Genomic DNA, 25,606 nt, shown 5'->3' with positions numbered 1-25,606 from the left:
CTCCTTACGCGAAGATAACTTCTTTAAGCATAGCATTTAACGTGTAAAGTACTGTATTTGCTACTATGATTGAGAATCATCTCTACTCTCAGGTGACTGTTGTGAAATACAAATTACTGCCATGCTTACTCGCGATATTACTCACAGGATGTGACCGCACAGAGGTAACACTTTCATTTACCCCGGAGATGGCCAGTTTCTCTAATGAATTCGATTTTGATCCGCTGCGTGGTCCCGTAAAAGATTTCACTCAGACATTAATGGATGAGCAAGGTGAAGTGACGAAACGTGTTTCGGGGACTTTGTCGGAAGAAGGCTGTTTTGATTCTCTCGAATTACTGGATCTGGAAAATAATACCGTGGTTGCCCTGGTACTGGACGCCAATTATTACCGTGATGCCGAGACGCTGGAGAAAAGAGTTCGTTTGCAGGGAAAATGCCAGCTAGCAGAATTACCTTCTGCCGGGGTGAGTTGGGAAACCGATGATAATGGTTTCGTGATTAAAGCCAGCAGCAAACAGATGCAGATGGAATATCGCTATGATGATCAGGGGTATCCGCTGGGTAAAACCACGAAAAGTAACGATAAAACATTATCTGTCAGCGCCACGCCATCAACGGACCCGATCAAAAAATTAGATTACACAGCGGTTACTTTACTGAATAATCAACGGGTTGGAAATGTAAAACAGAGCTGTGAATATGACAATCACGCCAATCCGGTGGACTGTCAGCTAATCATTGTTGATGAAGGAGTAAAACCCGCCGTCGAACGGGTTTACACCATCAAAAATACGATCGATTATTATTAATACTATTGTGCGGTCGGCTTCAGGAGAGTCTGACCCGGTGTTTTGTGCTCAGCCAGATACTGATGCTGGAATATACACATGCGAATGGCATTACGATATTGACCATTAATAAAGAACTCATGCATCAATTCACCTTCAACCGTAAAGCCAAGCTTGCGGTAAATGTGAATCGCTTTTTCATTCTCTTTATCAACGATCAGATACAGCTTATAGAGATTGAGAACGGTGAAGCCATAGTCCATTGCTAATTTGGCGGCACGGGTTGCCAGACCTTTCCCCTGATACTCCGGGGAGATAATTATCTGAAATTCTGCGCGGCGATGAACATGGTTAATTTCCACCAGCTCCACCAGACCGGCTTTTTCGCCGTCACATTCCACCACAAAGCGCCGTTCGCTCTGATCGTGAATATGCTTATCATACAGATCAGAGAGTTCAACAAAGGCTTCGTAGGGTTCCTCAAACCAGTAACGCATCACACTGGCGTTATTGTCGAGTTGATGTACATAGCGTAAATCTTCACGCTCCAGCGGGCGTAGCTTAACACTGTGGGCGCTTGGCATAACGTGTCCTTACATTCCTTAAATCAATAACAGGTTAGGGGATAATAACGCGGCCAGTTCGACGGTCCAGGCAGCGCAAAGTATTTGGCTCCCAGTAGGCATTGATGTTGGCGCTTTGCTCACATTTATCGCGGTTATCAAAAGCAGCGTCGGCTTTATCCCACTCTTTTTCAGTGCGTTTATTCACTTTCTGGCGCAGATTACGCGTGTCATTCCATTGCTCTTTTTCCATAGCGGCGCGCTGGCGGCTTTGTGCACTGTCGCCAGACTCAATCACCAGTTTGTTAGTTTCGGCATGAACAGTTGTGCTCAATGCCAGTGCGCAAGGCAGCAGAAAAGCGAGCAGGCCGATTCGTTTGCTGAGAGTGATTTTCATAATTCATTCCCTGTATGAATGATTAAAGCTGATTCTACACCATCCACTGCGAACGCAAAACGTTCAAGGAGGGTGTTTATATTGATGATATTATGTCGCCCTATAACTATACGTGATGTCAATAAGTGACAAAGATGATTAAAACAACGTTACTATTTTTTGCTACTGCGCTGTGTGAAATTATTGGATGCTTTTTGCCCTGGCTGTGGTTGAAGCGAAACGCCAGTATCTGGCTGTTGCTTCCGGCGGGGATTTCACTGGCGCTGTTTGTCTGGTTGTTAACGTTGCATCCTGCGGCGAGTGGGCGTGTTTACGCGGCTTATGGTGGCGTTTATGTTTGCACGGCGTTGATGTGGCTGCGCGTTGTGGATGGCGTGAAACTGACTCTTTATGACTGGACGGGGGCGTTAATTGCGCTTTGCGGCATGTTGATCATTGTTGCGGGCTGGGGGCGCACGTAGGAACATAAATCCATTTTATCAATAAGATACGAGGAAGTGTCAGCTGACAAAAGGTATTCTATTTCATCTTTTGTCAACCATTCACGGCGCAAATATACGCCTTTTTTTGTGATCACTCCGGCTTTTTTTGATCTTCATACTTGTATGGTAGTAGCTCAGTTGCGTAGATTTCATGCATCACGACAAGCGATGCAAGGAATCGAACATGAAGATCGTAAAGGCTGAAGTTTTTGTTACCTGTCCGGGGCGTAATTTCGTCACATTAAAAATCACCACTGAGGACGGTATTACGGGCCTTGGGGATGCCACCCTAAATGGACGTGAGCTTTCCGTGGCCTCTTATTTGCAGGATCACCTTTGTCCGCAGCTTATTGGTCGCGATGCACACCGTATCGAAGATATCTGGCAGTTTTTCTATAAAGGTGCTTACTGGCGTCGCGGTCCGGTTACGATGTCGGCCATTTCAGCGGTTGATATGGCGCTGTGGGATATTAAAGCCAAAGCTGCCAACATGCCGCTTTACCAGTTACTCGGCGGCGCGTCTCGTGAAGGGGTGATGGTTTATTGCCATACCACCGGTCACAGTATTGATGAAGCTCTGGATGATTATGCCCGTCATCAGGAGCTGGGATTCAAAGCCATCCGCGTGCAGTGCGGAATCCCTGGTATGAAAACCACCTACGGCATGTCGAAAGGTAAAGGTCTGGCTTATGAACCCGCAACCAAAGGACAGTGGCCGGAAGAGCAGCTGTGGTCGACGGAGAAATACCTCGATTTCATGCCGAAATTGTTTGACGCGGTACGTAACAAGTTTGGTTTTGATGAACATCTGCTGCATGACATGCACCATCGCTTAACGCCTATTGAAGCGGCGCGCTTTGGTAAGAGCATTGAAGATTATCGCATGTTCTGGATGGAAGACCCGACGCCTGCGGAAAACCAGGAATGCTTCCGTCTCATTCGCCAACATACCGTCACACCCATCGCGGTGGGTGAAGTCTTCAACAGCATCTGGGACTGCAAACAACTGATTGAAGAGCAACTCATCGATTATATCCGCACCACGCTGACCCATGCAGGCGGAATTACCGGTATGCGTCGGATTGCCGATTTTGCTTCGCTGTATCAGGTACGTACTGGCTCACACGGTCCTTCCGATTTGTCACCAGTCTGCATGGCTGCGGCGCTGCACTTTGATCTGTGGGTCCCCAATTTCGGTGTCCAGGAATACATGGGTTATTCCGAACAAATGCTCGAAGTCTTCCCGCACAACTGGACTTTCGATAACGGCTATATGCATCCGGGAGAAAAACCGGGCCTTGGCATCGAATTCGATGAAAAGCTGGCGGCGAAATATCCCTATGAACCTGCTTATCTGCCAGTCGCACGTCTGGAAGATGGCACGCTGTGGAACTGGTAAGGAGTAAGGTAATGAAAAGCATTTTAATTGAAAAACCGAATCAACTGTCGATTATCGAACGTGAAATACCCACCCCGTCAGCGGGTGAAGTACGAGTAAAAGTTAAACTTGCCGGAATTTGTGGTTCAGATAGCCATATTTACCGTGGGCATAATCCTTTTGCGAAATATCCGCGCGTCATTGGTCATGAATTCTTTGGCGTCATTGATGCAGTGGGTGACGGCGTGGAAAGCGCCAGAGTCGGTGAACGCGTTGCTGTCGATCCGGTGGTCAGCTGTGGGCATTGCTATCCGTGCTCTATAGGTAAGCCGAACGTTTGTACGACACTTGCTGTATTAGGTGTGCACGCTGACGGTGGTTTCAGTGAATATGCCGTGGTTCCGGCAAAAAATGCGTGGAAAATTCCTGAAGCTGTGGCCGATCAATATGCGGTGATGATCGAACCTTTTACCATTGCGGCTAACGTTACCGGTCATGGTCAACCGACTGAAAATGATACCGTTCTGGTTTACGGTGCCGGCCCAATCGGCCTGACGATCGTTCAGGTATTAAAAGGCGTCTATAACGTTAAAAATGTGATTGTTGCCGATCGCATTGATGAACGACTGGAAAAAGCGAAAGAGAGCGGGGCAGACTGGGCGATTAATAACAGCCAGACACCGCTTGGCGAGAGTTTCGCTGAAAAAGGCATCAAGCCGACTTTAATTATCGATGCCGCTTGTCATCCTTCAATCTTGAAAGAGGCCGTAACGCTGGCTTCTCCAGCGGCACGTATTGTATTGATGGGCTTCTCCAGTGAACCGTCTGAAGTGATTCAGCAAGGAATTACCGGAAAAGAACTCTCTATTTTCTCTTCACGCTTAAATGCAAATAAATTCCCGGTCGTTATCGACTGGTTAAGTAAAGGGTTAATTAAACCAGAAAAACTAATTACCCATACATTTGATTTCCAGCATGTTGCGGATGCCATTAGTTTATTTGAACAGGATCAAAAACATTGCTGCAAAGTCTTACTCACTTTTTCTGAATAATACCAATAACGGCGAGTAAGTAGTACGCATCTTACCTCTTTTTTAGAGATAACCATTATGACAATAGAAAAACACGAAAGAAGTACTAAGGATTTGGTGAAAGCAGCAGTATCGGGATGGTTGGGCACTGCGCTTGAATTTATGGACTTCCAGTTATATTCGCTCGGCGCAGCGTTAGTGTTTCATGAAATATTTTTTCCTGAATCATCAACGGCAATGGCGTTAATTCTGGCAATGGGAACCTATGGTGCAGGTTATGTGGCACGTATTGTCGGAGCATTTATTTTCGGCAAAATGGGCGACAGAATAGGGCGTAAAAAAGTGCTCTTTATTACCATCACCATGATGGGGATCTGTACCACCTTAATTGGTGTGTTACCGACTTATGCACAAATTGGTGTTTTTGCCCCCATCTTGCTGGTGACGCTGCGTATTATTCAGGGGTTGGGTGCAGGTGCGGAAATTTCCGGTGCCGGTACGATGCTGGCGGAATATGCGCCAAAAGGTAAGCGCGGAATTATCTCTTCATTTGTGGCTATGGGAACTAACTGCGGAACCTTGAGCGCAACGGCAATCTGGGCCTTTATGTTCTTCATTCTCAGTAAAGAGGAACTGCTGGCGTGGGGATGGCGTATACCTTTCCTGGCGAGCGTTGTCGTGATGGTCTTTGCTATCTGGTTGCGTATGAATCTGAAAGAAAGCCCGGTCTTTGAGAAGGTTAACGACAGCAACCAACCGACAGCAAAACCTGCACCTGCTGGTAGCATGTTCCAGAGCAAATCCTTCTGGCTGGCAACAGGGCTGCGTTTTGGTCAGGCTGGTAACTCAGGTTTAATTCAGACTTTCCTTGCAGGCTATTTAGTGCAGACGTTATTGTTTAACAAAGCAATTCCAACAGATGCATTGATGATCAGTTCGATTCTCGGCTTTATGACCATTCCGTTCCTTGGTTGGTTATCCGATAAAATTGGTCGCCGGATCCCGTATATTATTATGAATACCTCTGCAATTGTGCTGGCGTGGCCAATGCTTTCTATCATCGTAGATAAAAGCTATGCCCCGAGCACCATTATGGTTGCACTGATTGTGATTCATAACTGTGCGGTGCTTGGATTATTTGCTCTGGAAAACATTACCATGGCAGAAATGTTCGGCTGTAAAAACCGCTTTACCCGAATGGCTATTTCTAAAGAAATTGGTGGTCTTATCGCTTCCGGTTTTGGTCCTATCCTGGCGGGGATTTTCTGCACCATGACGGAATCCTGGTATCCGATCGCCATTATGATCATGGCATATTCTGTGATTGGTTTAATCTCTGCGCTGAAAATGCCAGAAGTGAAAGACCGTGATTTAAGTGCGCTGGAAGACGCCGCAGAAGATCAACCACATGTTGTAAGAGCTGCGCAACCGTCCAGAAGTCTGTAAATCCTCAATCCCTTCTCTTACCGGAGAGGGGATTTTTATTCATATAACAAAACATGTAGCTTGCTATATTTAATTTTAAGGAATTGTTATGGGAAATCATTTGTTATCAGCAAAAGCGACGCTCCCTGTTTATGATCGTAATAACCTGGCCCCAAGAATTGTTCATTTAGGCTTTGGTGCATTTCACCGTGCGCATCAGGGCGTGTATGCCGATATTCTTGCTACGGAACATTTCAGTGACTGGGGATATTATGAGGTCAACTTAATCGGCGGCGAACAGCAAATTGCCGATTTACAACAGCAAGATAATCTTTATACCGTTGCGGAAATGTCGGCCGATGCGTGGACGGCTCGCGTCGTTGGCGTCGTTAAAAAAGCCTTGCACGTACAGATAGATGGCTTAGAAACCGTGTTGGCTGCGATGTGTGAACCGCAAATCGCGATTGTCTCTCTGACAATCACCGAAAAAGGGTATTTCCACTCTCCGGCGACCGGACAGTTAATGCTCGATCACCCGATGGTCGCTGCCGACGTGCAAAATCCCCACCAGCCGAAAACTGCAACAGGGGGGATTGTCGAGGCGCTGGCTCGCCGTAAAGCGGCAGGACTTCCCGCATTTACCGTCATGTCATGTGACAACATGCCAGAAAACGGTCATGTTATGCGTGACGTTGTCACTTCCTACGCGCAAGCTGTTGATGTAAAACTGGCACAATGGATCGAAGAAAACGTGACTTTCCCATCAACAATGGTGGACCGTATTGTGCCCGCAGTGACAGAGGATACGCTGGCGAAAATCGAACAACTTACCGGTGTGCGCGATCCGGCAGGCGTTGCCTGTGAACCTTTCCGCCAGTGGGTAATTGAAGATAACTTTGTTGCCGGACGTCCGGAATGGGAAAAAGCGGGAGCCGAACTGGTTAGTGATGTGCTGCCTTATGAAGAAATGAAACTGCGCATGCTCAATGGCAGTCATTCATTCCTGGCGTATCTGGGGTATCTTGCCGGATATCAGCACATTAATGACTGCATGGAAGATGAACATTATCGTCATGCAGCGTATGCCTTAATGTTGCAGGAACAAGCGCCGACGCTGAAAGTGCAGGGCGTTAATTTGCAAGATTACGCTAACCGATTAATTGAACGCTATAGCAACCCGGCGTTACGTCATCGAACCTGGCAGATTGCGATGGATGGCAGCCAGAAATTGCCACAGCGGATGTTGGATTCTGTTCGCTGGCATCTGGCGCATGACAGCAAGTTCGATCTGCTGGCGCTGGGCGTCGCGGGTTGGATGCGTTATGTCGGTGGTGTTGATGAACAGGGAAATCCGATAGAAATCAGTGATCCACTGTTACCTGTTATTCAGAAGGCAGTACAAAGTAGTGCTGAAGGGACAGCGCGCGTCCAGTCACTGCTGGCAATTAAGGCGATCTTTGGTGATGATTTACCAGGCAATAGTTTGTTTACGACAAAAGTAACGGAAGCGTACTTGTCTTTATTAGCGCATGGCGCGAAAGCGACCGTGGCGAAATATTCCGTGAAGTAAAAAAAGCAATGCCGCCATCGGCGGCATTCACACGCTTAGTTCATGCCGAGACGAATCAGGTCCAGAGGTGCCAGTTTCTCTTCACAACCTTCAACAACTACGGTTTTTCCGCGGCGGATTTGCTCAGCGGTCAGACCTTCAGTATCAATCGACAGGATCTTGCCAGTGTGACCGGTGCCGCTAACCATAACACGGCTGCCAGTGGTGATTGCGTTACGGTTACGATCGTAGGTCGTCATAGGTGTTTTCTCCTTTCTGATTTACAGTCGAAGCCCACGTAACGGGCGCAATATAAATACTCCTGTCGAGTGAAATATTTTTTGTTTTTGATCAAGCTCACATCTTTTTTGATGCATGCATGAGCCATAAGGCGGGGCGAATAGACTCTCACCCCGGATGGGATGAGAGGAAATGAATTACTCTTCGCTAAACCAGTCGCTGTTTTCCTGGCGGATCTGGCGCACGGATTCGCTGATTTCCTGCAAATGTTGCGTCATTGCACGTTCTACCGCATCGCCATCACGTTTTTGCAGGGCAGAGAAAATATCAAGATGCTGGCGTAACAGCATTTCTGGTGGAGAAACGTGGTCGAAACTCATATAGCGCACGCGATCAACGGTCGCTTTCAGGTTCTCAATGGTATCCCACGCCAGTTGACAGTCGGCAATCTGGGTCAGGAGTTGATGGAAGTTGTCATCAAGTTCAAAAAAATCATCCAGTTGCTTGCGCTCAATGGCAATGCGTTGCTGGTGAAGATTTTGTTCCAGTTGGTAGCACTGGCTTTCGGTAATCATGCTCGCCGCCCGACGCGCCACCGCGCACTCAATGGCCTGACGGATAAAACTGCCGTTGCGCACCTGGGCCATGGAAATTTTGTTGACGTAGCTGCCACGCTGCGGACGAATTTGAATCAGGCCGTTTTCCGCCAGTTTAATAAAGGCTTCACGAACCGGCTGGCGTGACACATTGAAACGAACAGAAACTTCTTTTTCCGACAACGGTGTGCCTGGTGCAATCAGGCAATGGACAATGTCGCGACGAAGAATACGATAAATTTGCTGATTGACAGGCTGTGTGGGATTAAGTTGCGTTTCGACGGTCATTCGTTCTTGCTTGTGAGTGAGTTAACTGCATGAGTCTACCACTTTTTTGTGACAAGCAATAACCCGGCAGTTACGCCGGGTATAAAAATTACTGACGGTGGACATTCAGTCCGGCATAGCTTTGGGTAACCGGCATCATTTCCAGGGTATTGATATTGACGTGAGCAGGCAGCGTTGACACCCACCAGACGGCTTCGCTGACATCTTCTGGTGTCAATGCAACGGTATTTTGATAGGTTTTTTCCGCTTTACCGTCATCGCCTTTAAAGCGGACATTGGAAAACTCGGTGCCACCCACCAGACCCGGTTCGATGTCGGTGACGCGCACCGCCGTACCATGCAGGTCCGTACGCAGATTCAGGCTAAACTGACGAACAAACGCTTTCGTCGCACCGTAAACGTTACCACCGGCATACGGCCAGCTACCTGCCGTTGAGCCAATGTTAATAATATGACCATGATTACGTTCAACCATACCCGGTAAGACGGCGCGCGTCATATATACCAGGCCTTTGTTGTTGGTATCAATCATCGTTTCCCAGTCTTCAACGCTGGCTTTATGCGCAGGCTCCATGCCCAACGCCAGGCCAGCATTGTTTACCAGGATATCAATATTGCTCCACTCGGCAGGAAGCGATGCCAGCATCTCTTCAATAGCGGCGCGGTTGCGAACGTCCAGTTGGGCGATATACAGATTATCTCCCAGTTCGTCTTTTAACTCCTGCAACCGCTCCTGGCGACGGCCAGTGGCGATAACTTTATGCCCTTGTTGAATAAAACGACGAGTAATGCATTCACCAAAACCTGCCGTTGCTCCAGTTACTAAAACGATCATCTCACTGTTCCTCAACGCTTTTGTGTGTCAATAACATAGCACGTGATGCTTAAGAGCGGGTAATACTGGTTTGCAAGATTGCACTCCGTTATCAGTAAGCCTACGCTATGGAACACCTCGCGTTCAGGAGAAGAAAATGACAACAATGAATCCTTTCCTTGTGCAAAGCACACTGCCGTATCTGGCTCCCCATTTTGATCAAATTGCCAACCATCACTATCGCCCGGCATTCGATGAGGGAATACAGCAAAAGCGGGCAGAAATTGCTGCCATCGCGCTTAACCCGCAAACACCTGATTTCAACAATACTATTCTGGCACTGGAACAAAGCGGAGAATTACTTACCCGCGTTACCAGCGTCTTTTTTGCGATGACTGCGGCGCATACCAATGATGAATTACAGCGTCTTGATGAACAGTTTTCCGCTGAACTGGCGGAACTTGCGAATGATATCTATCTGAACGGGGAATTATTCGCGCGGGTAGATGCTGTCTGGCAACGCCGTGAATCCCTGGGGCTTGATAGTGAATCCATCCGCCTGGTGGAGGTGATTCATCAACGTTTTGTCCTTGCCGGAGCCAAACTTGAGCAAGCTGATAAAGCAAAATTAAAAGTACTGAATACAGAAGCTGCGACCCTGACCAGCCAGTTTAACCAGCGGTTACTGGCAGCAAATAAATCCGGCGGTCTGGTTGTGAACGATATCGCGCAGCTGGCAGGAATGAGTGAACAAGAGATTGTGCTGGCGGCAGAGGCGGCTCGCGAGAAAGGTCTGGATAACAACTGGCTGATTCCGCTGCTGAATACCACCCAGCAACCAGCGCTTGCTGAACTGCGCGATCGCGCGACGCGTGAAAAACTGTTTACTGCGGGCTGGACGCGAGCGGAAAAAAATGATGCCAATGATACCCGCGCTATCATTCAACGTCTGGTGGAGATCCGCGCGCAGCAGGCGAAACTGCTTGGTTTTCCTCATTATGCCGCATGGAAAATCGCCGATCAGATGGCAAAAACGCCAGAAGCAGCGCTCAACTTTATGCGGGAAATTGTTCCAGCGGCGCGTCAACGTGCGAGCGATGAATTAGCCTCGATACAGGCGATTATCGATAAGCAGCAGGGCGGGTTTAGCGCGCAGTCGTGGGACTGGGCATTTTATGCCGAGCAGGTAAGACGTGAGAAATTCGATCTCGATGAAGCGCAGCTCAAGCCTTATTTCGAATTAAACACGGTGTTGAATGAAGGCGTATTCTGGACTGCGAATCAGCTCTTCGGTATTAAGTTTGTCGAACGTTTTGATATTCCTGTCTACCATCCTGACGTTCGTGTGTGGGAAATTTTTGATCATAATGGCGTGGGGCTGGCGTTATTTTACGGTGATTTCTTCGCCCGTGATTCAAAAAGCGGCGGTGCATGGATGGGCAATTTTGTTGAGCAATCAACGCTGAATGAAACGCACCCGGTAATTTATAACGTCTGCAATTATCAGAAACCCGCTGCCGGTGAGCCTGCGTTGTTACTCTGGGATGATGTAATAACCTTATTCCATGAATTTGGTCATACGCTGCACGGCCTTTTTGCCCGCCAGCGTTATGCCACGCTTTCCGGCACCAACACGCCGCGTGATTTTGTCGAATTTCCGTCGCAAATCAACGAACACTGGGCAACACATCCGCAGGTATTTGCTCGCTACGCCCGGCATTATCAGAGCGGGGCCGCAATGCCTGACGAACTTCAACAGAAAATGCGTAATGCCAGTCTGTTCAATAAAGGGTATGAGATGAGCGAACTGCTTAGCGCCGCACTTCTCGATATGCGCTGGCATTGCCTGGAAGAAAACGAAGCAATGCAGGACGTCGATGATTTCGAATTGCGGGCGCTGGTGGCGGAAAATATGGATCTTCCTGCTATACCGCCACGCTATCGCAGCAGTTATTTCGCCCATATTTTTGGTGGCGGATATGCCGCAGGTTATTACGCTTATCTGTGGACGCAAATGTTGGCCGATGATGGTTACCAGTGGTTTGTTGAGCAGGGCGGATTAACGCGTGAAAATGGGCGGCGTTTTCGCGAGGCGATTCTTTCCAGAGGTAACAGCGAAGATCTGGAACGCCTGTATCGACAATGGCGCGGTAAGGCACCTCAGATTATGCCGATGCTGCAACATCGTGGCTTGAACGTATAAACACCACCAATGGCTGGCCTGGATTTATCGCCAGACCAGCTTCGTTATAGCAGTAATTGCAGCAACTGGGCGAGGGCAAACTTCACCGCTAATGCGAATGCCGTTTCGCAGTCGCCAGCAAAATTACTTTTTTTGTATACTCTTCCGTTATAATAATTTTCAAATTCAGCCGGACCAGATGATCAACATTAGCGGCAGTCTGGATAAGAAAAGCGCGCCGGCCGTCGTTCGGGTCACTCAGTTGCAGAAATAAAAATAAATTAGCCTGATGGCCTGAACTACTGGGCCATTAGGGTATTGGGTTATGCTATTTGTCATCCTTTTAATTGCGATAATGCAGAGTTAATTTATAGAATTAAACACTTTTTTATCTGCTGATTTTGTTTTAAATCACAATGTTATCTCAGAGATGCTCATAACTCCGGATTTCTATGAAAATATTGACGTAATTTTGCTTTTCTCTCGTTAGAATAGCGCACACAAGGAACTGTGAAAAAGGAGTGGCAATGATCAAGAAGACAACGGAAATTGATGCCATCTTGTTAAATCTCAATAAGGCTATCGATGCCCACTACCAGTGGCTGGTAAGTATGTTTCACAGCGTGGTCGCGAGAGATGCCAGTAAGCCAGAAATAACGGATAACCATTCTTATGGGCTGTGCCAGTTTGGTCGGTGGATTGATCATCTGGGGCCACTCGATAACGATGAATTACCTTACGTTCGGCTAATGGATTCTGCCCATCAACATATGCATAACTGTGGTCGGGAATTAATGCTGGCTATTGTTGAAAATCACTGGCAGGACGCGCATTTCGACGCTTTTCAGGAAGGGTTGCTTTCTTTTACTGCGGCATTAACCGATTACAAAATTTATTTGCTGACGATCCGTAGCAGTATGGATGTTCTGACGGGATTGCCGGGTCGTCGGGTTCTTGATGAATCCTTCGATCATCAGTTACGCAATGCTGAACCTCTGAATCTTTATTTAATGTTGTTGGATATAGACCGATTTAAATTGGTTAATGATACCTACGGGCATTTAATCGGCGATGTAGTATTACGCACCCTCGCAACTTACTTAGCCAGTTGGACGCGCGATTACGAAACGGTTTATCGCTACGGGGGCGAAGAATTTATCATTATTGTCAAAGCGACTAATGATGAAGAAGCATGTCGTGCAGGTGTCAGAATTTGCCAGTTAGTCGATAACCATGCCATCACACATTCTGAAGGGCATATCAACATTACCGTGACTGCTGGTGTGAGTCGTGCATTTCCTGAAGAGCCTCTGGATGTGGTCATTGGAAGAGCGGACAGGGCAATGTATGAGGGTAAGCAAACCGGAAGGAATCGCTGCATGTTTATTGACGAACAAAATGTGATTAACCGAGTTTAAGCTCCGTTTAACATTCATTGAGAAAACTGATGCTACTGTGTCAACGATCCGTTATCAGTGCAGGAAAATGCCTGTTAGCGTAAAAGCAAAACACAAATCTATCCATGCAAGCATTCACCGCCGGTTTACTGGCGGTTTTTTTTTCGCCGTCATAAAAATCAGGCCCCTTGTACACAACTGTAACAAGGGGCCGGTTAGGTGAGGGATTATCTCCGTTCATTAGTCATCCCATTTGTGGCTGAAATACGCGGCCAGAAACCCAGAAAATAAAATTATTCCCAGTACGGCCATAAAAACATTCATATTACCCAGCATTATTTGCCTCCGTTTATGGTGTGGTGTGTTTCCTCGCTTACCTTAATTTTCATCTCAATGAGAAAGATATTAGCAGAGGTAACCTAAACGAAGGCTGAATTAAATTCTTATTGTGTTCGACTTAAATCAACAAAGCGCGGGCTGCCCCCACGGTCTTGCACGAATTCCTTTTAACATCAGCACCCACGCAACAACGATCACCAACGCTAAGATGATAAACAGCGAGAAAGGCGGCAGACTGGTAAGTACTATGCCACTCACTAATGGGTTAATCGCAGCACCAAGCCAGCCTAAAGACTGGGCGGAAAAATAGCTGGCTTTCATTCCTGGCGGCGCAATATGGTCAATCAACATATACTCGCCCGGCGCATAAATGATTTCACCGACAGTAAATACCGCAGCTGACATACCCCACAATAGCAGGCTGTTGCCGGAAAAAATAAAACCGACCAGCCCGATGACGAAACAGAGGGTGCCTGCTGTCATCAGCGCGCGGATGTTAGCCGGGTTAAGGCGGCGGCCCACGGAATATTGCAACGTAACCACCATGGCAGCATTCACCGGAAGAACAACCGCGACCACCTTTTCGGCAAAATCACCATCAGCAATCACCATCACATATTGTGAAATGCATGAAGCAAATGCGCCGCTAACAAAAGAAGCCAGAAAGCCAGAGCAGGTAAACCACAACAGTGCTTTATCTTGTAATAAAACTTTCGGCGACCAGACACTGCCTGTTTCCGTGGCGATGATTTTCTCGCTGCGCTTTACCCAAATTTGAATGAAAAGCATGGGGAACGCGGAACAGATAGCTGCCAGCCAGAAGGGCAGATTGATGCTCTGCATCACCAACAGCGTGCCTAGCGGCGGACCGATGGTCCAGCCAATGTTGAGCATGGTGTAGTTGATTGAGAAGATTTTCGTTTTGCTGGTGGACGAAAGATTGTCGGCAAACCAGGCTTTCAACACGGTAGCAAAGACGGAATAGGCGCAGTTAATAAGGGCAAAAAAGAGCACCACCAGCGTCACGTTATTCACTAAAGGAATGGCAATAAAACCGCTGGCGAAGGCGGTAATTGCCAGTAACATATAGCGTTTCTTGTCGAACTTATCCGCCAGGATACCAAAACCGAGGCTAAAAACGACGCCAATAGTGAGCGCAATTGTCATCGCATAACCGATTAGATCGACACTCAGGCTGTACTGGCGACTCAAGTAAATGGTCATAAACGGCAGCGTAGCGCCGCGTCCGATGGTTAATAACAACGACGAGGCAAGAAGGGCGCTGGTAGAGCGTCGTAGGGATAAGTTCATTTGTCTGTCCGGCAGTGCGTTTCGTTATGTTTTGTTTTAGAGATGTAAAGAAATAGCATGGCAAAAATCCGAAGTATAGCGACTTATTTGCGCATTAATGCCGTCGTAATCGGCGACTAACGAATCAACTGTTAAAGAAAAGTAAATTCAGCTAAGTTGATTGCTTACAAAAGATGAAATTCAGAGGCGGTAGAATGTCGCGAAAAGATGGGGTGTTGGCGCTACTGGTAGTGGTTGTATGGGGGCTAAATTTTGTGGTCATCAAAGTGGGGCTTCATAACATGCCACCGCTGATGCTGGCCGGTTTGCGCTTTATGCTGGTTGCTTTCCCGGCCATCTTTTTTGTCGCACGACCGAAAGTACCACTGAATTTGCTGCTGGGGTATGGATTAACCATCAGTTTTGCGCAGTTTGCCTTTCTGTTCTGCGCTATTAACTTTGGTATGCCTGCTGGACTGGCCTCGTTGGTGTTACAGGCACAAGCGTTTTTTACTATCGTGCTTGGCGCGTTTACTTTCGGTGAACGACTACATGGCAAACAATTGGCGGGGATCGCCTTAGCGATTTTTGGCGTACTGGTGTTAATCGAAGATAGTCTGAACGGTCAGCATGTGGCGATGCTCGGCTTTATGTTGACCCTGGCGGCAGCATTTAGTTGGGCGTGTGGCAACATCTTCAATAAAAAGATCATGTCGCACGCAACGCGTCCGGCAGTGATGTCGCTGGTAATCTGGAGCGCATTAATCCCAATCATTCCCTTCTTTGTTGCCTCGCTGATTCTCGATGGTTCCGCAACCATGATTCACAGTCTGGTTACTATCGATATGACCACCATCTTGTCTCTGATGTATCTGGCGTTTGTGGCGACAATTGTTGGTTATGGGATCTGGGGGACGTTACTGGGACGCTATGAAACCTGGCGGGTTGCACCGTTATCGTTACTGGTGCCTGTAGTTGGACTGGCAAGTGCGGCACTATTGTTGGATGAACGCTTAACGGGTCTGCAATTTTTCGGTGCGGTGCTCATTATGACCGGGCTGTATATCAATGTATTTGGCTTGCGGTGGCGTAAAGCGGTAAAGGTCAGAGGCTAAACCATACGCACAGAATGTGATGCCAGCACTCTGTGCGTCTGCTTTTATCGCGGGAAAAAGTACTTTACCTGGAACTCGAAAATATTGCTGTAAAGTAACGAATAATCCAGCGGAATAGAGTTACTATCCACAGCCTGGGTCTGAATTTTAAGTATGGGATCCCGTGGGCTGATCCGTAAAATACTGGCGATTTCTGGGGTAGGAAAAGTCGGGGAGAAAGTTTCAAAGGTGCCAATGATTTTGATCCCGCATTCGTTCTCAATATACGAAAATTTGGATTTTTGCATATGCGATACGGTTAAATCAGGAAAACGTGCCACTGACATCCACGTTTCTTCTAATTGTGCTGCATTATCCTCAATGAATCGCAGTCTCTTTATGTAATAAACCTGCTCACCAGTCACTAAATTCAGCTCAGTCGCAATAGTAGGAGAAGCATCCTGCACTTCAAATTTCATAATCTGACTTCCTGCCTCTTTGCCGCTTTTATGTGCAATTTCACTGAAACTGTTCATGTGATCAATGTGTGCAACAAAATTCTTTTTTTGAATGTATGTTCCTGAACCATGCTTTCTGTGAATAATTCCTTCGCCTTCCAGCAGGGATAATGCCTTACGCAGGGTATTACGCGAAACATTATAACGAACAGCGAGTTCCGCTTCTGACGGCAACAAATCACCAACATGCCATGAATTGCCATTGATCTCGGATTTAAGTAAGCGGGCAATCTTTTGAAAAATCACTTTTGCACCTTTTAAGAGCCATTGAAAACAAGGAGTTGAGACCTGATTAGTTTATCGTATGGCCGAGTCGTTTAATTATCACCCTGTTGTTGAACAACTTTATTGCTGTATTACTGTGATCAATGTACCAGGACGTGTAGCTACTGTGGGATATGATATTTACACAATGTAGTCTGTTATATACCAGTAAGGAAAAATATGAAAAAGATATTGTTAGTTTGCGCTGCGGGCATGTCAACCAGTATGCTGGTTAAACGTATGATTGATCATGCTACCGCTATTTCACTTGAAGTTAATATTTCCGCATTGGCGATTGCAGAGGCTAAAGGGAAAATTAAAAATAACGAAGTTGACGTTGTTTTACTTGGTCCGCAAGTTCGCTTTCAGAAACCAGAGATTGAAGCCGTTGCACAGGGGAAAATGCCTGTAGCCGTTATCGAGATGAAAGACTATGGCACAATGAACGGACAGGCAGTTCTTGAATTTGCGATGAAACTACTGCAAGAGTAAGAATCTAATATTATTAAACTATTACCTGAACTAACTTTTCACACATCATAAAATGGATATGGCATACATGCTTTATTGGGATGTATAAATATCCAGAACAACAGGTATAAAAAAATGGGATTAATGGCATCATTCGAACGTGGAATGGAACGTTTTCTTGTTCCAGTTGCTATCAAGTTAAACTCACAAAAACATGTTGCAGCGGTGAGAGATGGATTCGTTTTTACGTTTCCAATTATCATGGCAAGCTCATTAATTATATTAATTAACTTTGCCATATTATCGCCCGACGGTTTTATTGCCGGATTACTGCATCTGAACAGCATTTTCCCCAACCTTGAAAAAGCACAAGCTATTTTTACTCCGGTAATGAATGGTTCTGTAAATATCATGTCAATTATGATTGCTTTCCTGGTCGCCAGGAATGTGGCGATTAGCTATGAGCAAGATGATCTTTTATGTGGATTAACGGCAATAGGAGCATTTTTTATTGTTTATACCCCATACCAGATGATAGATGGGCAGGCATTCCTGACGACAAAATATCTCGGCGCGCAGGGGTTGTTTGTTGCTGTTATCGTTGCATTGATCACCAGTGAAATATTTTGTCGCTTAGCTCGAAACCCCAAAATCACCATAACGATGCCGGCAGCTGTACCTCCTGCGGTAGCGCGTTCATTTAAAGTTTTATTGCCAATATTTTTTGTCATGGTGTTCTTTTCCGCACTTAATTATTGCCTGACATTGATATCCCCGGCAGGATTAAATGATCTCATTTACACATTAATCCAGACGCCGCTCAAACATATGGGAACGAATATCTTTGCGGTAATTATCCTGGGGGCTGTGGGTAATTTCCTCTGGGTGCTGGGGATCCACGGACCTAATACAACGTCGGCAATTCGAGAAACCGTTTTTTCTGAGGCTAATCTGGAGAATCTCTCCTGGGCCGCTCAACACGGCACTACCTGGGGCGCGCCATATCCGATTACCTGGACTTCTATTAATGATGCATTCGCCAACTGCGGCGGTTCAGGTATGACGTTGGGGTTATTGTTGGCTATTTTTATCGCTTCTAAGCGTGCGGAATACCGTGATCTGGCAAAAATGTCATTTATCCCCGGTATTTTCAATATCAATGAACCGATAATGTTCGGCCTTCCTATTGTACTTAACCCCATCATGATGGTGCCGTTTATTATGGTTCCCATTGTTAACTGTGCCATTGGTTACTTCTTTGTTTCGATGGAAATTATTCCACCGGTTGCTTATGCCGTGCCCTGGACTACGCCCGGACCTTTAATTGCTTTCCTCGGAACCGGGGGAAACTGGCTGGCATTACTGGTTGGTTTTTTATGTTTAGGTGTGGCGACAATGATCTATTTACCTTTTGTTATCGCCGCCAACAAAGTCAATAACATGACAACTAACGGATAATTCCATTTACCCAGGAAGGAGATTGTGATGTTTGCAGATGAAGAACTTGTTATGGAGTTACTGATCAACGCGGGACAGGCTCGTTCTGATGCGATGGAAGCCATACGTTGTGCCGGGCAAAAAGACTGGCAGGGCGCAACTAAACTAATGGCCAGCTCTGAATCTGCCTGTCTTCAGGCGCATAAGATTCAGACCGCGTTAATTAGTCAGGATGAAGGCTGTGGCAAAATAGAAGTTAATTTAATTCTGATACATGCACAGGATCATTTGATGAATGCAATATTATGCCAGGATTTAGCCAGGGAAATTATTTCATTAAGAAAAGAGCTCCATGCCTGATTTTTTCTCCAGTGCGATATCTGGAGGAAATTACTACACTCTTAAGGATAAGTTATGAATATAAAGACGCTTAACGTCAGCCTTTTGTCTATTTCTATTATTACAGCATTGTTTCCGTTGAACGCGATGGCAACAAAATTAACCATAGAGCAGCGCCTTGAATTGCTTGAAAATGAATTGTCGCAAAATAAACAAGAGCTGAAAGCAACACAGAATGAACTGGGAGTATATAAATTCCGACTTTCGACATTACAAAAAAGCATCACAGAAAATAAATATCAATCGGCCTCGCTTGCCGAAATATCAGCGACATCTCCCGTTGCTGATAACATCAAAAATGAAAACGGTGAACAGAACTCGTCTGCCGCAGCACATACTATAAATGGATCGCAGCAAATTGCCGTTATTGAAAGTAAAGGCGATAAAACCACTATCGAAAGCGTGACCCTGAAAGATATCAGTAAATATATAAAGGATGATATTGGATTCAGCTATCAGGGGTACTTCCGCTCAGGCTGGGGCACCGGTAATCACGGCTCACCACAAACTTATGCAGCGGGTTCTCTGGGACGTTTTGGTAACGAGATGAGTGGTTGGTTTGACCTGACCTTAAATCAGCGTGTTTATAATCAGGACGGTAGAACGGCAAATGCGGTCGTTACCTATGATGGAAACGTAGGTCAGCAGTATAACGATGCCTGGTTTGGTGACAGTGCCAATGAAAATATCATGCAGTTCAGTGATATTTATCTGACAACGCGAGGTTTTTTACCCTTCGCACGAGAGGCAGACTTCTGGGTCGGCAAACATAAACTCCCGCAATATGAGATCCAAATGCTGGACTGGAAAACCTTAACCACGGATGTTGCCGCGGGTGTGGGGATTGAAAACTGGGCGCTTGGTGTAGGGCTGTTTGATATGTCCTTAAGCCGAGATGATGTCGATGTTTACTCTCGTGATTTTACGCGTACCAGTCAGATGAATACCAATTCTGTGGATGTTCGTTATCGCAATATCCCGTTATGGGATGATGCGACGTTGTCATTAATGGCTAAATATTCCGCACCTAATAAAACGGATCAACAACAAGATAATGAAAATGACGACAGTTATTTTGAAATGAAAGATAGCTGGATGCTGACTTCTGTTTTACGGCAAAACTTGCAACGCGATACGTTTAATGAATTTACGTTACAGGTTGCCAATAATTCCTATGCCAGCAGTTTTGCCAGTTTCTCAGATGCCAGTAATACGATGGCGCATGGTCGCTATTACTATGGTGACCATACCAATGGGATCGCCTGGCGTTTAATCTCTCAGGGCGAGATGTATCTGACTGACAATATTATTATGGCTAACGCGCTTGTCTATTCTCATGGCGAAGATGTTTATAGTTATGAAAGTGGCGCTCATAGTGATTTTGACAGTATTCGCACCGTAATAAGACCGGCCTGGATCTGGAATACATGGAATCAGACGGGGCTTGAATTAGGCTGGTTTAAGCAACAGAACAAAACTCAGCAGGGGGTAACGCTAAATGAATCGGCTTATAAAACGACACTCTGGCATGCATTGAAAGTGGGTGAAAGTATTTTAGGTTCACGACCAGAAATTCGCTTCTACGGGACGTATATCAATATTCTGGATAACGAATTATCGAATTTTAAGTTTAATGAGAACAGCAAAGACGAGTTTATGGCCGGCATCCAGGCGGAAGTCTGGTGGTAATCTATTTAGTTAAGGAGTTGTGTATGTCAGGATTTAAAGAAGATTTTTTATGGGGCGGTGCGGTAGCCGCACATCAATTGGAAGGTGGCTGGAATGAAGGAGGAAAAGGCATCAGTATCGCTGATGTAATGACTGCTGGCGCTCACGGGGTGCCGCGTGAAGTGACAGAAGGCGTTATCGACGGACTTAATTATCCCAATCATGAAGCAATTGATTTTTATCATCGCTATAAAACAGATATTCAGTTATTTGCCGGGATGGGATTCAAATGCTTTCGAACTTCCATTGCCTGGACACGAATCTTTCCGCAAGGTGACGAACAGGAGCCGAATGAAGAGGGTTTACAATTTTATGATGATCTCTTCGATGAATGCCTGAAGCAGGGAATGGAACCTGTGGTGACGCTTTCGCATTTTGAGATGCCTTATCATTTGGTGACAAAATATGGTGGCTGGCGAAACCGTAAACTGATCGACTTTTTTATCCACTTCGCATCAACGGTCTTCACGCGCTATAAAGAAAAAGTAAAGTACTGGATGACGTTTAACGAAATCAATAATCAGGTGAATTTCAGCGAAAGCCTGTGTCCATTTACTAATTCCGGTATCTTGTATTCGCCAGAGGAAGATCTCAATGAGCGCGAACAAATAATGTACCAGGCGGTACATTATGAGTTAGTTGCCAGTGCCCTGGCGGTACAGACTGGAAAACTGATCAATCCTGAATTTAATATCGGCTGTATGATTGCTATGTGCCCCATCTATCCTCTGACGTGTGCACCCAACGATATGATGATGGCCACGAAAGCGATGCATCGTCGTTACTGGTTTACTGATGTTCATGCTCGTGGATATTATCCGCAACATATGCTGAATTACTTTGCAAGGAAAGGATTCAACCTCGATATCACACCAGATGATAACGCGATTCTTGCCAGAGGTTGTGTCGACTTTATCGGCTTTAGCTACTACATGTCTTTTACGACGCAATTTTCGCCAGATAATCCGCAACTGGATTATGTTGAACCACGAGATTTGGTCAGCAACCCTTATATCGATACATCCGAATGGGGATGGCAAATTGATCCGGCAGGGCTACGTTATTCACTCAACTGGTTCTGGGATCATTTCCAGTTGCCGCTGTTTATTGTCGAAAATGGATTTGGTGCGGTTGACCAGAGACAAGCTGACGGCACGGTGAACGATCACTATCGCATTGATTACTTTTCCTCCCATATTCGGGAAATGAAAAAAGCCGTAGTTGAAGATGGTGTTGACTTAATTGGCTACACCCCGTGGGGTTGCATTGACCTGGTTTCTGCCGGAACAGGAGAAATGAAAAAACGCTACGGAATGATTTATGTCGATAAAGACAACGAAGGGAAGGGAACGCTGGAACGGATACGTAAAGCATCGTTTTACTGGTATCGGGATCTCATCGCCAACAATGGCGAAAATATATGAGACTTCAGGAAGATATTACGGAAATGTCAGGCTCTGTGATCAGAGCCTGACAATAACTACATAGCGTGTTGATTATAATAGGGCACGCCGAGCGCATCCGACTTATCACTGCCAGTACCCATGTGATTTAAATCAAACGGTGGTTGTTCCTGCGATGTGGGAACAACCACGACATTGCCACAGGAAGTAACAACCGGCTGCGTGGTTTGTTCCGCAACGCCCTGCGCAGAAAAGAGAATAAGCGCAGTTGCTATTGCGGATAAAAGTGGTTTCATGATTGCCTCAGTGACGTTGTCACGTTATCAACTAGTTGTTGTAATGATTTAATGGATGTAAAAAGCGCGATTCACCCTGCATATTGGTCATCCGGTATTTATGCGGCGGAACATCAAAGTAATTTTTGAAGGTTCGGGTCAGAGTTTGTTGGGACTCGAAGCCATATCGTTCTGCCAGATAGAGTATCGGCTCGTTACTTTCCTTCAGCTTTTGCGCGATTTCCGTCATCTTACGGCTACGGATGTATTGACCTAATGAATGACCGGTTTCTTTTTTAAACATCCGTTGCAGGTGCCATTTGGAGTAACCCGAACGCTCTGACACTTTCTCCAGTGACAGTGGCGATTCCAGGTTGTCCTCGATCCAGTCCAAAATGCTATGAATGGTAATAGCGTCAGTATTGCGTCTGGACATCGTCATACCTCTTTTTTCGTTTACGGCAGGACTTTCTTAAGCAAATGCTCAAGTGTTGCCACTTCGTCCGCCGTCAGGTTTTTTGTTAATTCTTGATGCAGGTCCTGGCCAACTAATTGATGGCATTGTTCACATATTGCCGCGCCGCTGGTGGTAAGTTTTACCAGTACGCCGCGCTTATCATTCGGGTTCGGCAACCTTTCCACCCAGCCTTTACAGACCAGGCGATCCAGCATACGGGTCAGTGCCCCCAGGTCGACCGACAACACTTTTTTCAGTTCAACCGGAGTAATACACGCCGCGCAGCGGATAGAGCAGAGCACCTTAAACTGTGCCGCGGTAATATCCAGCGGAGACAGATACTCGTTAAGCAGGCGATCTTTCTTCTGATTAACCATATGGATTAAGCGACCCAATGGAATAATTTCATTGAACAGATCGCTGGTACTTTTCACATTAGTTGCCCTGGCAAGTAATTAGTTGCAGGGGATAATATTGCCCAGGCAAGTATAAGTCAAATGAATGAATTGACCGATGCCACGTTTTGCTAAATCGGTTCAAGTTTTGGTCAATGCGATGCAAGGTTAGCTAAAGAGTGACACTTTATCCTTGTTTACCCCTTATACTTTTCGCTGATAAACCAGATACACAGGATAACAACCACCAATGTTAGATTTGTTTAAAGCAATAGGCCTGGGGCTGGTGGTGTTACTGCCGTTAGCTAACCCATTAACAACTGTCGCGTTATTTCTTGGCTTGGCAGGCAACATGAACAGTGCCGAACGTAATCGTCAGTCGTTGATGGCCTCGGTGTACGTATTTGCCATCATGATGGTGGCATATTACGCCGGGCAACTGGTGATGGATACATTTGGCATTTCGATTCCCGGTCTGCGAATTGCAGGCGGTTTGATCGTCGCGTTTATCGGTTTTCGGATGCTCTTTCCGCAACAGAAAGCGATTGATTCACCGGAAGCGAAAAGCAAGTCGGAAGAGCTGGAAGATGAACCCAGTGCCAATATTGCTTTTGTACCACTGGCAATGCCAAGTACCGCCGGTCCGGGAACCATTGCGATGATTATTAGCTCGGCCTCCACAGTGCGTCAGAGTTCAACCTTCGCTGATTGGGTACTGATGGTTGCGCCGCCGCTGATCTTTTTCCTGGTGGCGGTTATTTTGTGGGGAAGTCTACGCAGCTCTGGCGCAATTATGCGGCTGGTGGGCAAGGGGGGTATTGAAGCGATCTCCCGTCTGATGGGATTCCTGCTGGTATGTATGGGCGTGCAGTTTATTATTAACGGCATCCTGGAAATCATTAAAACGTATCATTAAAAAAGGCCCGAATGGGCCTTTCGACTATTGCGTCTGTTCTTCGAGTGTCACTGGCCAGCGGCGAAAAATGATGATTGACCATATTAACGCAGCAAAAGCAGGCACCGCGCCTACATAACCAATCATCGACATTGACCAGTGCAGACTCACCTGATTACCTACCAACGCACCCGCGCCGATTCCAATATTAAATATCCCGGAGAATAGCGCCATCGCGACGTCGGTGGCATCTGGTGCCAGCGCCAGCACTTTAACCTGCATACCAAGCCCGATGATCATCATCGCGATCCCCCAGAAAATACTCAGCATCCCGAGGTGTATTTCACTGTTCGCCGCAGGTAGCAGCAGTGCCAGGCACACCAGCAATAGCGCAATCGCTGTACTCACCAACGCAGACGCATACTGATTACCCAGTTTACCGAAAATCACGCTGCCAATAATGCCCGCACCACCGAGTAATAACAGTAATGCCGTGGCAAAGTTGGCGCTGAATCCCGCAATGTTTTGTACAAAAGGCTCGATATAGCTGTATGCCGTGTAATGGGCGGTGACAACCACCACAGTTAACAAATAAATGCTCATCAATGCCGGGCGGCGGAACAATAGCGGGAGGCTTTTCAATGAACCGGAATGCTCACTGGGCAGCAAGGGAAGTAACTTAATCAGGCACAAAAGGGTAATAAGCGCCCCGATACCAATCGCGAAGAAGGTCATTCGCCAGCCAAAATACTGCCCCACAATGCGCCCGAGAGGTAAACCTAATACCATTGCCAGTGCTGTACCGGTGGCAATTAAACTCAATGCCTGTGCTCGCTTCCCGGCCGGAGCCATACGGATCGCCAGAGACGCCGTAATCGACCAGAAAATCGCATGTGCAAAAGCCACACCAATGCGACTGATCACCAGAACGGTAAAACTCCACGATAAAAACGACAGTACGTGGCTGGCAATAAACACCACAAACAGGCAGATCAGTAATTTGCGGCGTTCAACCTGGCTGGTCATTAACATAAAAGGCAATGACATTAGCGCCACTACCCATGCATAAATTGTCAACATGATGCCGACCTGAGCGGTTTGCATGTGAAAACTATGCGCAATGTCAGAGAGCAGGCCAACAGGGACAAATTCGGTGGTATTGAAGATAAAGGCGGCGACTGCCAGCGTAACGACCCGTAGCCACGCTACTTTGCGGGAAACAGTGTTTGTTGTCATAACAGATTATCGGGTGAGTTGCGAAAAAGTGATGAAATGATCTTAAAACGGTTAATGATGTGAATACAATGCATTTGTGATCTGGATCGCATTTCCATCTCTCTGACGGTTGTTCTGTCACGCATCAGAGAGTTGTTAACATCACATTTTAATGACGATCAGGAAGGGGGCCTGTTCTTCTTTTACTTGAGGTGCAATATTACGAACGGGAAAATCATCAGGAAGAGATATGTAATTGCTGATGCTTACTGGCGTAACCATATTTGCCCCAT

27 protein-coding genes and 4 pseudogenes are annotated in these 25,606 nt (G+C 46.4%); 16 read left to right on the top strand and 15 right to left on the bottom strand.

Annotation, left to right across the window (positions count from 1 at the left end; translation table 11 throughout):
* Positions 1 to 101: 101 nt before the first annotated feature.
* Complete coding sequence (locus ACJHYO_RS10495; protein ID WP_001350228.1) at positions 102 to 812, top strand: YnfC family lipoprotein; 711 nt, start codon at positions 102 to 104, stop codon at positions 810 to 812.
* 2 nt (positions 813 to 814) lie between these two features.
* On the opposite strand, the gene speG is transcribed toward ACJHYO_RS10495, so the two are convergent.
* Both speG and ACJHYO_RS10485 read right to left on the bottom strand, forming a co-directional pair.
* Positions 815 to 1,375 (bottom strand): spermidine N1-acetyltransferase, encoded by a 561-nt coding sequence (gene speG, locus ACJHYO_RS10490; protein ID WP_001138584.1) that lies wholly within the window; start codon positions 1,373 to 1,375, stop codon positions 815 to 817.
* Positions 1,376 to 1,409: 34 nt separating this feature from the next.
* On the bottom strand, positions 1,410 to 1,751 hold the full coding sequence (locus ACJHYO_RS10485; protein WP_000705201.1) for a DUF1283 family protein: 342 nt from the start codon (positions 1,749 to 1,751) through the stop codon (positions 1,410 to 1,412).
* 134 nt (positions 1,752 to 1,885) lie between these two features.
* Here ACJHYO_RS10485 and ACJHYO_RS10480 point away from each other — a divergent pair, with 134 nt between their 5' ends.
* The 5 genes from ACJHYO_RS10480 to ACJHYO_RS10460 all read left to right on the top strand — a co-directional run bounded on the left by ACJHYO_RS10480 (position 1,886) and on the right by ACJHYO_RS10460 (position 7,637).
* Positions 1,886 to 2,212: a YnfA family protein gene (locus ACJHYO_RS10480; RefSeq protein ID WP_000598292.1), complete on the top strand. Its 327-nt coding sequence runs from the start codon at positions 1,886 to 1,888 to the stop codon at positions 2,210 to 2,212.
* A gap of 205 nt (positions 2,213 to 2,417) precedes the next feature.
* A complete protein-coding gene (gene rspA / locus ACJHYO_RS10475) occupies positions 2,418 to 3,632 on the top strand; it encodes a starvation-sensing protein RspA (protein WP_001298659.1) in 1,215 nt (404 codons plus the stop codon).
* A gap of 11 nt (positions 3,633 to 3,643) precedes the next feature.
* On the top strand, positions 3,644 to 4,663 hold the full coding sequence (locus tag ACJHYO_RS10470) for a Zn-dependent oxidoreductase (RefSeq protein WP_000836075.1): 1,020 nt from the start codon (positions 3,644 to 3,646) through the stop codon (positions 4,661 to 4,663).
* Positions 4,664 to 4,720: 57 nt separating this feature from the next.
* A complete protein-coding gene (gene ydfJ, locus ACJHYO_RS10465; RefSeq protein ID WP_000151242.1) occupies positions 4,721 to 6,088 on the top strand; it encodes an MHS family MFS transporter YdfJ in 1,368 nt (455 codons plus the stop codon).
* Between the two features lie 88 nt (positions 6,089 to 6,176).
* On the top strand, positions 6,177 to 7,637 hold the full coding sequence (locus ACJHYO_RS10460; protein ID WP_410232463.1) for a mannitol dehydrogenase family protein: 1,461 nt from the start codon (positions 6,177 to 6,179) through the stop codon (positions 7,635 to 7,637).
* 35 nt (positions 7,638 to 7,672) lie between these two features.
* Here ACJHYO_RS10460 and ydfZ read toward each other — a convergent pair whose 3' ends face one another.
* From ydfZ to ydfG, 3 genes are all read right to left on the bottom strand, one after another.
* Positions 7,673 to 7,876: a putative selenium delivery protein YdfZ gene (ydfZ, locus tag ACJHYO_RS10455; RefSeq protein WP_000214712.1), complete on the bottom strand. Its 204-nt coding sequence runs from the start codon at positions 7,874 to 7,876 to the stop codon at positions 7,673 to 7,675.
* Between the two features lie 177 nt (positions 7,877 to 8,053).
* Entirely contained in the window at positions 8,054 to 8,740 is a 687-nt protein-coding gene (gene rspR / locus ACJHYO_RS10450; RefSeq protein ID WP_000215549.1) for a DNA-binding transcriptional regulator rspR, read from the bottom strand.
* Between the two features lie 88 nt (positions 8,741 to 8,828).
* Positions 8,829 to 9,575 carry a bifunctional NADP-dependent 3-hydroxy acid dehydrogenase/3-hydroxypropionate dehydrogenase YdfG gene (gene ydfG, locus ACJHYO_RS10445; RefSeq protein ID WP_000636575.1) on the bottom strand — a complete coding sequence of 249 codons (747 nt, stop codon included), beginning with the start codon at positions 9,573 to 9,575 and terminating at the stop codon, positions 8,829 to 8,831.
* Positions 9,576 to 9,711: 136 nt separating this feature from the next.
* Here ydfG and dcp point away from each other — a divergent pair, with 136 nt between their 5' ends.
* Entirely contained in the window at positions 9,712 to 11,757 is a 2,046-nt protein-coding gene (gene dcp, locus ACJHYO_RS10440) for a peptidyl-dipeptidase Dcp (RefSeq protein WP_001529113.1), read from the top strand.
* A gap of 44 nt (positions 11,758 to 11,801) precedes the next feature.
* On the opposite strand, the pseudogene ACJHYO_RS10435 reads toward dcp, so the two are convergent.
* Positions 11,802 to 11,882 (bottom strand): annotated as a pseudogene (locus tag ACJHYO_RS10435) (hypothetical protein); the annotation flags it as partial.
* Between the two features lie 38 nt (positions 11,883 to 11,920).
* On the opposite strand from ACJHYO_RS10435, the pseudogene ACJHYO_RS10430 reads away from it, so the two are divergent.
* Together ACJHYO_RS10430 and dgcZ are read left to right on the top strand one after the other, a co-directional pair.
* Positions 11,921 to 12,010, top strand: a pseudogene (locus ACJHYO_RS10430) (TIGR00156 family protein); the annotation flags it as partial.
* Positions 12,011 to 12,263: 253 nt separating this feature from the next.
* The gene (gene dgcZ, locus ACJHYO_RS10425; protein WP_000592831.1) at positions 12,264 to 13,154 is read left to right on the top strand and encodes a diguanylate cyclase DgcZ; all 891 of its coding nucleotides are present in this window, start codon (positions 12,264 to 12,266) and stop codon (positions 13,152 to 13,154) included.
* Positions 13,155 to 13,268: 114 nt separating this feature from the next.
* On the opposite strand, the pseudogene mgtT reads toward dgcZ, so the two are convergent.
* From mgtT to ydeE, 3 genes and pseudogenes are all read right to left on the bottom strand, one after another.
* Positions 13,269 to 13,374: pseudogene (mgtT, locus tag ACJHYO_RS10420) on the bottom strand (protein MgtT).
* On the bottom strand, positions 13,374 to 13,469 hold the full coding sequence (mgtS, locus tag ACJHYO_RS10415; protein WP_000901367.1) for a protein MgtS: 96 nt from the start codon (positions 13,467 to 13,469) through the stop codon (positions 13,374 to 13,376). The pseudogene mgtT and the gene mgtS overlap by 1 nt, the downstream one beginning before the upstream one ends.
* Positions 13,470 to 13,595: 126 nt before the next feature.
* Positions 13,596 to 14,783: an efflux MFS transporter YdeE gene (ydeE, locus tag ACJHYO_RS10410; protein ID WP_001054186.1), complete on the bottom strand. Its 1,188-nt coding sequence runs from the start codon at positions 14,781 to 14,783 to the stop codon at positions 13,596 to 13,598.
* A 194-nt stretch (positions 14,784 to 14,977) separates the two neighbouring features.
* Between ydeE and eamA the strand changes: the two genes are divergently transcribed.
* Positions 14,978 to 15,877 carry an O-acetylserine/cysteine exporter gene (gene eamA, locus ACJHYO_RS10405; RefSeq protein WP_000087205.1) on the top strand — a complete coding sequence of 300 codons (900 nt, stop codon included), beginning with the start codon at positions 14,978 to 14,980 and terminating at the stop codon, positions 15,875 to 15,877.
* 44 nt (positions 15,878 to 15,921) lie between these two features.
* Here the strand turns inward: eamA and ACJHYO_RS10400 are convergent, their stop codons facing one another.
* Positions 15,922 to 16,620 (bottom strand): GntR family transcriptional regulator, encoded by a 699-nt coding sequence (locus ACJHYO_RS10400; RefSeq protein WP_000577184.1) that lies wholly within the window; start codon positions 16,618 to 16,620, stop codon positions 15,922 to 15,924.
* Between the two features lie 198 nt (positions 16,621 to 16,818).
* On the opposite strand from ACJHYO_RS10400, the gene ACJHYO_RS10395 reads away from it, so the two are divergent.
* From ACJHYO_RS10395 to ACJHYO_RS10375, 5 genes are all read left to right on the top strand, one after another.
* Positions 16,819 to 17,130: a PTS sugar transporter subunit IIB gene (locus ACJHYO_RS10395; protein WP_000722574.1), complete on the top strand. Its 312-nt coding sequence runs from the start codon at positions 16,819 to 16,821 to the stop codon at positions 17,128 to 17,130.
* Between the two features lie 114 nt (positions 17,131 to 17,244).
* Positions 17,245 to 18,567: a PTS sugar transporter subunit IIC gene (locus ACJHYO_RS10390; protein WP_001304362.1), complete on the top strand. Its 1,323-nt coding sequence runs from the start codon at positions 17,245 to 17,247 to the stop codon at positions 18,565 to 18,567.
* 27 nt (positions 18,568 to 18,594) lie between these two features.
* Complete coding sequence (locus ACJHYO_RS10385) at positions 18,595 to 18,906, top strand: PTS lactose/cellobiose transporter subunit IIA (RefSeq protein ID WP_001304363.1); 312 nt, start codon at positions 18,595 to 18,597, stop codon at positions 18,904 to 18,906.
* A gap of 54 nt (positions 18,907 to 18,960) precedes the next feature.
* Positions 18,961 to 20,634, top strand: a complete 1,674-nt coding sequence (locus tag ACJHYO_RS10380; RefSeq protein WP_001538767.1) for a carbohydrate porin — start codon at positions 18,961 to 18,963, stop codon at positions 20,632 to 20,634.
* 23 nt (positions 20,635 to 20,657) lie between these two features.
* Positions 20,658 to 22,097, top strand: coding sequence for a 6-phospho-beta-glucosidase (locus tag ACJHYO_RS10375; protein WP_000012593.1), 1,440 nt, complete (start codon positions 20,658 to 20,660; stop codon positions 22,095 to 22,097).
* A 56-nt stretch (positions 22,098 to 22,153) separates the two neighbouring features.
* Here the strand turns inward: ACJHYO_RS10375 and marB are convergent, their stop codons facing one another.
* The 3 genes from marB to marR are packed head-to-tail and all read right to left on the bottom strand — an operon-like array spanning position 22,154 to position 23,242.
* A complete protein-coding gene (marB, locus tag ACJHYO_RS10370; RefSeq protein WP_000803537.1) occupies positions 22,154 to 22,372 on the bottom strand; it encodes a multiple antibiotic resistance protein MarB in 219 nt (72 codons plus the stop codon).
* A gap of 31 nt (positions 22,373 to 22,403) precedes the next feature.
* Positions 22,404 to 22,787: an MDR efflux pump AcrAB transcriptional activator MarA gene (marA, locus tag ACJHYO_RS10365; protein WP_000091198.1), complete on the bottom strand. Its 384-nt coding sequence runs from the start codon at positions 22,785 to 22,787 to the stop codon at positions 22,404 to 22,406.
* Positions 22,788 to 22,807: 20 nt separating this feature from the next.
* Positions 22,808 to 23,242, bottom strand: a complete 435-nt coding sequence (gene marR / locus ACJHYO_RS10360) for a multiple antibiotic resistance transcriptional regulator MarR (RefSeq protein WP_000843419.1) — start codon at positions 23,240 to 23,242, stop codon at positions 22,808 to 22,810.
* A gap of 211 nt (positions 23,243 to 23,453) precedes the next feature.
* On the opposite strand from marR, the gene marC reads away from it, so the two are divergent.
* Complete coding sequence (gene marC, locus ACJHYO_RS10355; RefSeq protein WP_000885033.1) at positions 23,454 to 24,119, top strand: NAAT family transporter MarC; 666 nt, start codon at positions 23,454 to 23,456, stop codon at positions 24,117 to 24,119.
* A gap of 24 nt (positions 24,120 to 24,143) precedes the next feature.
* Here the strand turns inward: marC and ydeA are convergent, their stop codons facing one another.
* Together ydeA and yneK are read right to left on the bottom strand one after the other, a co-directional pair.
* A complete protein-coding gene (gene ydeA / locus ACJHYO_RS10350) occupies positions 24,144 to 25,334 on the bottom strand; it encodes an L-arabinose MFS transporter (protein ID WP_000210772.1) in 1,191 nt (396 codons plus the stop codon).
* Positions 25,335 to 25,493: 159 nt separating this feature from the next.
* Positions 25,494 to 25,595 (bottom strand): annotated as a pseudogene (gene yneK / locus ACJHYO_RS10345) (putative protein YneK); the annotation flags it as partial.
* Positions 25,596 to 25,606 lie beyond the last annotated feature (11 nt).

This window comes from Escherichia sp. WS1118, from assembly GCF_046487695.1.
Classification (GTDB): domain Bacteria; phylum Pseudomonadota; class Gammaproteobacteria; order Enterobacterales; family Enterobacteriaceae; genus Escherichia; species Escherichia coli.
The sequence above is the reverse complement of the archived record's forward strand: the minus strand, read 5'-3'. Positions and strand labels throughout refer to the sequence as shown.